This window comes from Solibacillus sp. R5-41 (assembly GCF_002736105.1).
GTDB lineage: Bacteria > Bacillota > Bacilli > Bacillales_A > Planococcaceae > Solibacillus.
Genome location: NZ_CP024123.1, coordinates 3895154 through 3905000 on the forward strand (window position 1 = coordinate 3895154; position 9847 = coordinate 3905000).

Here is a 9847-nt window from a genome sequence, read left to right on the forward strand (position 1 = left end):
TTATGCCTCCTCGATTTCGTAACGGTAGTTTTCGATTACAGTGTTTGTTAACACTTTTTCACACATTTCTTTTACAATTGTATCGATATCACGGTCTGTATCTGCGATTGTTACTTCTAAATATTTACCAATACGTAAATCCGTTACTTCACCGAAACCAATTTTCGTTAATGAACCTTGTACTGCTGAACCTTGTGGATCTAAAATACTTTCTTTTAATGTTACGTAAATTTTAACTTTCTTCATGACTTATTTGCCTCCAAGTTTGTTTAAAATAATTTCGTATACTTCAGTAATACTGCCTAGATCACGGCGGAATACATCTTTATCCAGCTTTTGATTTGATTCTGCGTCCCATAAACGACAAGTGTCCGGTGAAATTTCATCTGCTAGTAGGATATTGCCCTCTGCATCACGACCGAATTCCAATTTAAAATCGACTAATGTTACACCAACTTCTGTAAAGATTGGACGTAGCACTTCATTCACATGTAAGGCTTTGTCATATAAATCTTGTACTTCTTCTGGTGTAGCGATTTCTAAAATTTCAATATGTTCTGTTGTAATCAGCGGATCACCTAACGCATCATCTTTAAAATAAAATTCAATGATTGGACGTTTTAATGGTGTACCTTCTTCACTGCCAAGACGTTTCGCTAAACTACCTGCAGCAACATTGCGCGTAACAACTTCAATTGGAATAATATCGACTTTTCGTACAAGCTGCTCGTTACTTGAAATACGTTTCACGAAATGTGACGCAATTCCGTTTGCTTGTAATTTTTCGAAAATTAATGTCGTAATTTGATTATTTAAATTCCCTTTTCCAGAGATTTCGGCTTTTTTCTCACCATTAAACGCAGTCGCACTGTCTTTATATTCAACGAAAAGGATTTCTGGATCCTCCGTTTGATATAATCGTTTCGCTTTACCCTCGTACAAAAGTTGACCTTTATTCATGACGTATTCCTCCAAAAAGTTAGTAGTTGATTAGTTAAGACCTAAACGTTCAAATATTAAATCGACGTTTTGAATGTGATAGTTGTAATCGAAGCAATCATTAATTTCTTCTGGTGATAAATAAGAAGTAATCTTTTCATCTGCTTCTACTAATAGGCGGAACTGAATTTGTTCATCCCATGAGCGTGCTGTTAACGGTTGAACCGTATCGTACGCTTCTTCACGAACTAAACCTTTACCAATAAGTGCAAGTAGGATACGTTGCGAGTAAATTAACCCGAAAGTACGCTCCATATTACGCTTCATATTTTCTGGGAATACTGATAAGTTTTCAATAATATTGCTAAAACGATTTAACATATAGTTCAGTGTAATCGTTGCATCTGGGATAATGACGCGCTCTGCAGATGAATGTGAAATATCACGTTCATGCCATAACGACACGTTTTCAAATGCTGTGACCATGTAACCGCGCATCAGCCTAGCCATACCTGTCATGTTCTCAGAACCGATTGGGTTACGTTTATGTGGCATTGCTGAAGAACCTTTTTGACCTTTTGCAAAGCCTTCTTCAACTTCACGAGTTTCTGACTTTTGTAAGCCACGCACTTCTGTTGCAAACTTCTCAATCGAAGTTGCGATTAATGCTAATGTCGAGAAGTACTGTGCATGACGATCTCGCTGTAATGTTTGTGTTGAAATTGGCGCTGCTGCTAAACCTAAATTTTCACATACATATGCTTCAACACGAGGGTCGATATTCGCATATGTGCCAACAGCACCACTCATTTTACCCACTTCAATCACAGCTGCTGCCGCTTCGAAACGCTCAATATTTCGCTTCATTTCTTCATGCCATAATGCTAGCTTCAAACCAAAAGTTGTCGGTTCAGCGTGCACGCCATGAGTGCGTCCCATGCACACGGTCTTCTTATGTTCTTTTGCTTTTTTGGCAATAATTTGTATAAACTTGTTTAAATCTTTACGAAGAATTTCATTAGCTTGCTTTATTAAATATGAAAGAGCTGTATCGACAACATCTGTTGAAGTTAAGCCATAATGAACCCATTTACGTTCTTCACCTAAGGCTTTCGTTTCTGATACAGCGCGAGTGAACGCTACTACGTCATGGCGCGTTTCCTTTTCGATTTCGTAAATACGCTCAATATCAAAATCGGCATTCGCACGTAATTTAATAACATCTTCTTTTGGTATATCGCCAATTTCAGCCCATGCTTCACAAGCTAAAATTTCTACTTCTAACCAAGCTCGATATTTATTTTCCTCTGTCCAAATGGCACCCATTTCCTGACGTGTATAGCGTTCAATCATCGTATTATTCTCCTTCTATTCTGGCCAAATACCAGATTCTTTGATTTTTTGTAATGCAGTATTTAAATCATCTGTCATGATTGTGACATGTCCCATTTTACGATTTACTTTTGCTTCAGTTTTTCCATAAAGATGAATGGACCAATCAGGATATTTTGAAATAGAGTTTGTTAATGCTACAACATGTTGCCCGAGTACATTTACCATAATCGATGGTGCCCACAGTCTTGGTTTACGTAATGGCCATCCGCATACAGCACGAATATGCTGTGTGAATTGTGAAATATTGCACGCCTCAATCGAGTAATGACCAGAATTATGTGGTCGCGGTGCACATTCATTAATAACAATGTTGCCATCTTCTAATACAAATATTTCGACTGCTAATGTTCCGACAAGCTTTAAATAATCCGCAATTTTCATCGCTGCCTCTTCGGCTAATGTCGCTGTGTCATGTGTAATACGAGCTGGCACAATCGTTTCATGTAAAATATGATTTACATGAATATTTTCTCCAACTGGTAAGCAGTATGTTTCGCCATGCCCGTTACGCTGAACAATGACCGAAATTTCTTTCGTAAATGGTACAAAGCCTTCAGCAATACATTGTGAATGGTCAAATAGACTTTTGGCAAATGGTAAATCATCGTTACTTTTTAAAAGTTGCTGTCCTTTACCATCATAGCCACCTCGAGCTGTTTTAATGATGCAAGGGAAGCCAATTTGTTCAATTGACTCACATAGTTGCTCATAAGTGTCTGCTACTACATAAGGTGCTACTGGACAGCCTGCTTCGACTATCGCAGCTTTTTCTGTTACACGGTTTTGCGTAATGCGTACTAACTCAGCCCCTTGAGGAACATAAGCAATTTCCGTTAAACGCTTTAAACCTTCATAATCAATATTTTCAAATTCATAAGTAATAACATCACTTACTTCTGCTAATTCTTCTAATGCGGCTTCATCATCATATGGTGCTACTATACGAATATCTGCAACTTGTCCACATGGTGAATCCATAGTAGGCTCTAGTACAGCAACTTTATAGCCTGCCTCTTTTGCAGCAACTGCCATCATTCGACCAAGCTGACCGCCACCAATAATGCCGATTGTCTGCCCAGGATAGATCATCTTCGTCACACTAGGTCACCTGTGCTTTCTAAAACTTGTGCCTTCGTTGCTTCACGACGAGCATCTAGCTTATTTGCTAGTTCTTGATCCGTCGCTCCTAAAATTTGTGCTGCAAGTAAACCTGCGTTTGTTGCACCTGCTTTACCAATTGCGACTGTCGCTACCGGCACACCACCTGGCATTTGAACAATTGATAATAATGAATCAAGTCCATTTAACGCACGTGATTGTACAGGAACTCCGATGACAGGTAATGTCGTTTTCGCAGCGACCATTCCTGGTAAGTGTGCTGCGCCACCCGCACCCGCAATAATAACTTGAATACCGCGCCCACGAGCTGCTTCTGCATACTCAAACATTAAGTCTGGTGTACGATGTGCTGATACAACTTTCTTTTCATAAGGAACTGCTAATTCATCTAAAATATCACATGCATGTTTCATTGTTTCCCAGTCACTAGAACTGCCCATAATAACACCGATTTTCGGATTCATCATTTTGCTCTCCTTTAAAACAACTTTCTTTATTCAGTATTATACTGAAAAAAAATCCCCAAATAATCTACTCTCTATTTGAAAGAAAGCAAATCACTTGAGGACCTAAAGATGAAAGAATATGCACATAACTTCATTCGAAGACACACCCTTTGCTAATTTTTCCAAAAGTTGCTTTCCCTCATAGTCCGAAATTTAAGGTTTCGGGTAGAAACGCTAGAGCCATATTATCTAGCATATATGTGGGGTTTAATGTTTTTCCTTTAGTCATTTTAACAAGGGTTCACAAGAAAAGCAACGATAAAATGCGAACGTTACAATTTTCGGTAATGATATTGTTCGGATTTTGGTAACATGTTTTAAATTATTCGCTTAAAATGCCTTTAAACATAATCTTTTGACGTAAATAAGTCGGTTCACCATCTACTAGATGAAAAACAGGTTCTTCTTTTCGTCCAAATGGCAAATAACCATCTTTCTTCATTCTTTCCAAACATTGCTCAATTGTCTCGTTTTCTTGCACTTCATACCAAATCTGTTTTTTAGACAATATGACTCATTCCTTCCGTCTTTCTTTTATTTTCTTTACTATAACATGCGTCTATCTATTTTTCCCCCGCCCTCAACTAAAGAACAAGAAATAGACAAAACAAAAAGAGCGCATTTATCATTTATAAAATGACAAATACGCTTTTTCCTATTGCACAAGCTCCATCTTTTCAATGTACGCATATATTTCTTCAAATGTAGTATCTGGGTTCTCGATCATAACATTGTATGTTAAGTTATCTTCTGACCATTGAATTAAGCGGAAATTACCCATCTCTATTTGTTCACCTTCTATATTTCGCACCGTTATCTTTTCTTCACCTAGCGATCCTTCATCATCGACTTGTACTTTAGGTAAAATTGATAACACCAGCCAATTCGATCCATCTTTACTATAATTAAATGCAAATTCCGGACGTTTTTCAGAGCCATAATCCTGAATTGTTTCAAGTGTCAAATCCTCATCCGTAAATATTAAAAATGTGCCAAGCTTTTCAATTACCTTCTCTAGCTCTACTTGTTCAAAAGTAATATCCGTATCTTGATGCTCTACCACAGCACCTTCAGGAATGTCCAGCACAAACAATTCATCCTCTAAGGTAGGTGAAAGATCAATTACTTTATATTCCGACACCATCTCCAAGTCTGCACTTTTAGTAATTGATTTTAAGACCATCCAATTTTCTTTATCCACCCAAACTTCTAAATCACCAATTAAACTTTTTTCTTCTGTTGTTGCTACAATATGATAGGTATCACGCCCTGCAATTTTTTCCTCACCAGCAACTTTAATGTCATGCGTGTCTTCTATCATATTTAGCATCATTGTAGCTTGTTCTTTTAGTGATGGGGTTACGAAAGGTTTAGATTCATCTGAAAAATCAAATTGATTTACAATATTTTTATCTACATCTAGCATCATTATTTTCTGACCATCATTCACTGTAATAATATGTTCATTATCGCTGCCTTGTAATTCCACACGACGTTTACCATCCTTCACCCATTCTTTAACCGTCGATGACTGCCCATCTCCTATATCCATCACATACTCACCATAGTAGGTTTGTAGTGTTGTTGTTTCCTGTACAGCTTGATCTAAAATTTCCTGAGGCGATAAATTACTCATTTCCTCACTACAAGCACCTAATAATAACCCCATTGCTAACGTACCAGCGCATATTAATTTTTTCATTCGTTTATTCCTCCTTTTTTGGTATCCAACAGATAATGGCTGTTCCTTGTTTTTCATGCGAAGCAACTCCTACTTTCCCACCATGCTTCTCGATAATTTGCTGTGCGATGCTTAACCCTAACCCTGCTCCTCGCTGTCCATTTTGACTACGTGCCTGATCGAGCTGATACAACGGCTCAAATAATTGCTGGCATTGTTCTGCCGGAATCCCTTTTCCACTATTTTGAACAATCATATATAAGCCTTCTTGTTTTGTCAGATGAGATCTTACCCATTTTTTACAATCAGTCGGTATGAAAGGTGGCTCAAAGGCATAAATTTCAATCCGACCACCCGTTTCTGTATATCTCCAAGCATTTGCTAATAGATTATCCACTACCCGCATCAATTGCTTTGGATTCACTTCATACATGCCCTCGATTTGTATGAGCGTACTTGCCGAGAATCCCTTCTCCCTACTTACCTGCTCATAGTCGGAGAGTAGCATGTCAAAATACTCTTCACCTTCTACTTCCACTAGATGCAATTCATAAGAAGGCGATTGTAACAATGTATACATCATTAAATCATCTAACATTTGTTTCATGAAATCCGATTTAGTTAAAATTACTTTTAAATAGTCGTGTTTCTCCTCATTTGATAGCTGTCCATTTTTCAAGCTTTCTGCATATGCTTGAATTGATGTTAGTGGCGTTTTTAAATCATGCGAAAGGCTCGCAATCATAAATTCCTTTTGTCCTTGTTCCTCTTGAATTTGCTTACGTGCCAGTTCAATTTCCTGCTGCATCACAAGGAAGCTCCACGCGAGTTCACCTAGCTCATCTTTCTTTTCATGCAATTTCGAAGGGACTTTCTCACCTTTAGCAAATGCCTTCATTTGAAGGATGAGCTCCTTCACTGGGCGATTTAATCGACGGTTTAAAAAGAAAATTACCCCTCCATAGATTACTACAAGAAATAGGACAATGCCGCCTGCAACTAAATAGGTTTGCTTATTTACCTGTTCAACCCATTCTGTACGTAGCAAGACGACTTCATAAATGCCCACTATTCTCCCTTTTACATAAATGGGTTCCTTGTATGTAAAGGTACGATAATTTTGCTTAAACTCATATAAACCTTGAAACAATATCTTTTTACTTTCATAACTTCCAACTTGTGAAATTATTGGATTAGATGTATAAAAAATTTGGCCATTTCCTCCATAAAGAGTAATTTGTACTTCATTCGATACTAGTACCTCTAGTTCAGTAAAATCTGCATCTCGCTGATACAGTTCATATTGACTAACAACCTTTTTTATTTTATTGAGTGTCGAATGTTTTTCAAAATATTCCGTGACCTGTTTATCCTTGTAATAATCATTAATTGATAAATAAAGTCCATACACTCCAGCTAAAGGCAGTAGCATTACGAGTAAATACGTAAGCAGTAACCACGTTTTTATTTTCATAAAATCTCACCAATGAACCGATAACCTTTTCCCCACACCGTCTGAATGAAATGCGGTGTTTTCACAGGATCCTGCAATTTTTCTCGTAAAGATTTAATATGGACTGTCACAGTGTTCGTATCCATAAAGCTTGATTGTTGCCACACATGTAGATACAATTGTTCTTTTGTGAGTATTTGCCCAGCATTTTGAGCTAATACTTTTAGAAGCGCAAATTCCTTTTGTGTCAACGCTAATTCGAAATCATTCAACTCTACCAAGTCGGTTGCCCAGTTAATTTTTAATCCTTGTACATAAACATCCATCTCTGCTATTTGTTGTACTTTATTGTACCGTTGCCACCTACGTAATTGGGAAGTAACTCGTGCCTTTAACTCCTCTAACGAAAATGGTTTGGCTAAATAATCATCAGCCCCCTGCAAACCTTGTACTTTATCAGCATCTGCATTGCGAGCACTAATCATAATAATTGGGACGTCACTTTCGAAACGTATATGCTCGATTAATGTGAGACCATCCATTTCTGGCATCATCCAGTCTACTAGCACTAAGTCAAAATGATCCTGTTTAAAATCATGTAGTCCTTCTAAACCTGTTGTCGCCAAGACAACATGATAACCTTCTTTATTTAGCGTATCTTTTATTATTCTTGCTATTTCAAAGTCATCTTCTATTAATAATATTTGTTGCAACATCTTTATTCCCTCCATTATCAATATAACAGGTTATTTTTATGAATTTTCAAAGTTTATACTTTCTTTATTTTTCCATAAACATTTTTTTTTACAATAAAAAAAGACCCAAAGCGTTATGCTTTGAGTCTTTTTATTTTTGCGAAGCGATGTCCTACTCTCACAGGGGGAAGCCCCCAACTACCATCGGCGCTAAAGAGCTTAACTTCCGTGTTCGGTATGGGAACGGGTGTGACCTCTTTGCCATCATCACTTCACTATGAAAGATTGTTCTTTCAAAACTGGATAAACGTTTCATTGAAATTGTGCAATAAATTGTGGTTAAGTCCTCGACCGATTAGTATTCGTCAGCTCCATATGTCGCCACACTTCCACCTCGAACCTATCTACCTGATCGTCTTTCAGGGGTCTTACTTACTTGCGTAATGGGAAATCTCATCTTGAGGGGGGCTTCATGCTTAGATGCTTTCAGCACTTATCCCGTCCACACATAGCTACCCAGCGATGCCTTTGGCAAGACAACTGGTACACCAGCGGTGTGTCCATCCCGGTCCTCTCGTACTAAGGACAGCTCCTCTCAAATTTCCTACGCCCACGACGGATAGGGACCGAACTGTCTCACGACGTTCTGAACCCAGCTCGCGTACCGCTTTAATGGGCGAACAGCCCAACCCTTGGGACCGACTACAGCCCCAGGATGCGATGAGCCGACATCGAGGTGCCAAACCTCCCCGTCGATGTGGACTCTTGGGGGAGATAAGCCTGTTATCCCCGGGGTAGCTTTTATCCGTTGAGCGATGGCCCTTCCATGCGGAACCACCGGATCACTAAGCCCGTCTTTCGACCCTGCTCGACTTGTAGGTCTCGCAGTCAAGCTCCCTTATGCCTTTACACTCTACGAATGATTTCCAACCATTCTGAGGGAACCTTTGGGCGCCTCCGTTACTCTTTAGGAGGCGACCGCCCCAGTCAAACTGTCCGCCTGACACTGTCTCCTACCCCGTTAAGGGGCATGGGTTAGAAGTTCAATACAACCAGGGTAGTATCCCACTGACGCCTCCTTCGAAGCTGGCGCTCCGAGATCTCTGGCTCCTACCTATCCTGTACAAGTTGTACCAAAATTCAATATCAGGCTACAGTAAAGCTCCACGGGGTCTTTCCGTCCTGTCGCGGGTAACCTGCATCTTCACAGGTACTATAATTTCACCGAGTCTCTCGTTGAGACAGTGCCCAGATCGTTACGCCTTTCGTGCGGGTCGGAACTTACCCGACAAGGAATTTCGCTACCTTAGGACCGTTATAGTTACGGCCGCCGTTTACTGGGGCTTCAATTCGTAGCTTCGCTTGCGCTAACCACTCCTCTTAACCTTCCAGCACCGGGCAGGCGTCAGCCCCTATACTTCACCTTACGGTTTTGCAGAGACCTGTGTTTTTGCTAAACAGTCGCCTGGGCCTATTCACTGCGGCTCTCGTGCGCTTGCACGCTCAAGAGCACCCCTTCTCCCGAAGTTACGGGGTCATTTTGCCGAGTTCCTTAACGAGAGTTCTCTCGCACACCTTAGGATTCTCTCCTCGACTACCTGTGTCGGTTTGCGGTACGGGCACCTCTCACCTCGATAGAGGCTTTTCTTGGCAGTGTGAAATCAGGAACTTCGTCCATACGGACTCGTCATCACAGCTCAACGTATCAGTGTGCGGATTTGCCTACACACACGCCTTACTGCTTGAACAGAGACAACCAACGCTCTGCTTACCCTATCCTACTGCGTCCCCCCATTTCTCAAACGGTGAGGAGGTGGTACAGGAATATCAACCTGTTGTCCATCGCCTACGCCTATCGGCCTCGGCTTAGGTCCCGACTAACCCTGAGCGGACGAGCCTTCCTCAGGAAACCTTAGTCATACGGTGGACGGGATTCTCACCCGTCTTTCGCTACTCATACCGGCATTCTCACTTCTAAGCGCTCCACCAGTCCTTCCGGTCTGACTTCAACGCCCTTAGAACGCTCTCCTACCACGCATCCATACGGATGCATCCACAG

9 protein-coding genes, 2 rRNA genes and 1 riboswitch (1 of these 12 only partly in view) are annotated in these 9847 nt (G+C 40.3%); all 11 genes read right to left on the reverse strand.

From position 1 onward, the window contains the following. Positions 1 to 246: a phosphoribosylformylglycinamidine synthase subunit PurS gene (gene purS / locus CSE16_RS19275; RefSeq protein WP_099425377.1), complete on the reverse strand. Its 246-nt coding sequence runs from the start codon at positions 244 to 246 to the stop codon at positions 1 to 3. Between the two features lie 3 nt (positions 247 to 249). Next, complete coding sequence (gene purC, locus CSE16_RS19280) at positions 250 to 960, reverse strand: phosphoribosylaminoimidazolesuccinocarboxamide synthase (RefSeq protein ID WP_099425378.1); 711 nt, start codon at positions 958 to 960, stop codon at positions 250 to 252. A gap of 30 nt (positions 961 to 990) precedes the next feature. Then, on the reverse strand, positions 991 to 2292 hold the full coding sequence (gene purB / locus CSE16_RS19285; RefSeq protein ID WP_099425379.1) for an adenylosuccinate lyase: 1302 nt from the start codon (positions 2290 to 2292) through the stop codon (positions 991 to 993). Between the two features lie 15 nt (positions 2293 to 2307). Then, entirely contained in the window at positions 2308 to 3432 is a 1125-nt protein-coding gene (purK, locus tag CSE16_RS19290; RefSeq protein WP_099425380.1) for a 5-(carboxyamino)imidazole ribonucleotide synthase, read from the reverse strand. Further along, positions 3429 to 3917, reverse strand: a complete 489-nt coding sequence (gene purE / locus CSE16_RS19295) for a 5-(carboxyamino)imidazole ribonucleotide mutase (RefSeq protein ID WP_099425381.1) — start codon at positions 3915 to 3917, stop codon at positions 3429 to 3431. Before purE ends, purK begins: the two co-directional genes overlap by 4 nt. A gap of 164 nt (positions 3918 to 4081) precedes the next feature. Continuing rightward, positions 4082 to 4181: riboswitch (purine riboswitch) on the reverse strand. Between the two features lie 100 nt (positions 4182 to 4281). Next, the gene (locus tag CSE16_RS19300) at positions 4282 to 4467 is read right to left on the reverse strand and encodes an NETI motif-containing protein (protein ID WP_099425382.1); all 186 of its coding nucleotides are present in this window, start codon (positions 4465 to 4467) and stop codon (positions 4282 to 4284) included. 147 nt (positions 4468 to 4614) lie between these two features. Further along, positions 4615 to 5661, reverse strand: a complete 1047-nt coding sequence (locus CSE16_RS19305) for a LolA family protein (RefSeq protein WP_157764864.1) — start codon at positions 5659 to 5661, stop codon at positions 4615 to 4617. A 4-nt stretch (positions 5662 to 5665) separates the two neighbouring features. Continuing rightward, positions 5666 to 7114: a HAMP domain-containing sensor histidine kinase gene (locus tag CSE16_RS19310; RefSeq protein ID WP_099425384.1), complete on the reverse strand. Its 1449-nt coding sequence runs from the start codon at positions 7112 to 7114 to the stop codon at positions 5666 to 5668. Beyond that, a complete protein-coding gene (locus CSE16_RS19315) occupies positions 7111 to 7809 on the reverse strand; it encodes a response regulator transcription factor (RefSeq protein ID WP_099425385.1) in 699 nt (232 codons plus the stop codon). The genes CSE16_RS19310 and CSE16_RS19315 overlap by 4 nt, the downstream gene beginning before the upstream one ends. 138 nt (positions 7810 to 7947) lie before the next feature. Beyond that, positions 7948 to 8063 (reverse strand): 5S ribosomal RNA (rrf, locus tag CSE16_RS19320). 60 nt (positions 8064 to 8123) lie between these two features. Next, a 23S ribosomal RNA gene (locus tag CSE16_RS19325) occupies positions 8124 to 9847 on the reverse strand (it continues 1203 nt past the right edge of the window).

Excerpts from the sequence above, each read along its gene's own strand:
- purS (WP_099425377.1), bottom strand. The coding sequence starts at position 246 with ATGAAGAAAGTTAAAATTTACGTAACATTAAAAGAAAGTATTTTAGAT.
- purC (WP_099425378.1), bottom strand. The coding sequence starts at position 960 with ATGAATAAAGGTCAACTTTTGTACGAGGGTAAAGCGAAACGATTATAT.
- purB (WP_099425379.1), bottom strand. The coding sequence starts at position 2,292 with ATGATTGAACGCTATACACGTCAGGAAATGGGTGCCATTTGGACAGAG.
- purE (WP_099425381.1), bottom strand. The coding sequence starts at position 3,917 with ATGAATCCGAAAATCGGTGTTATTATGGGCAGTTCTAGTGACTGGGAA.
- CSE16_RS19305 (WP_157764864.1), bottom strand. The coding sequence starts at position 5,661 with ATGAAAAAATTAATATGCGCTGGTACGTTAGCAATGGGGTTATTATTA.
- CSE16_RS19310 (WP_099425384.1), bottom strand. The coding sequence starts at position 7,114 with ATGAAAATAAAAACGTGGTTACTGCTTACGTATTTACTCGTAATGCTA.
- CSE16_RS19315 (WP_099425385.1), bottom strand. The coding sequence starts at position 7,809 with ATGTTGCAACAAATATTATTAATAGAAGATGACTTTGAAATAGCAAGA.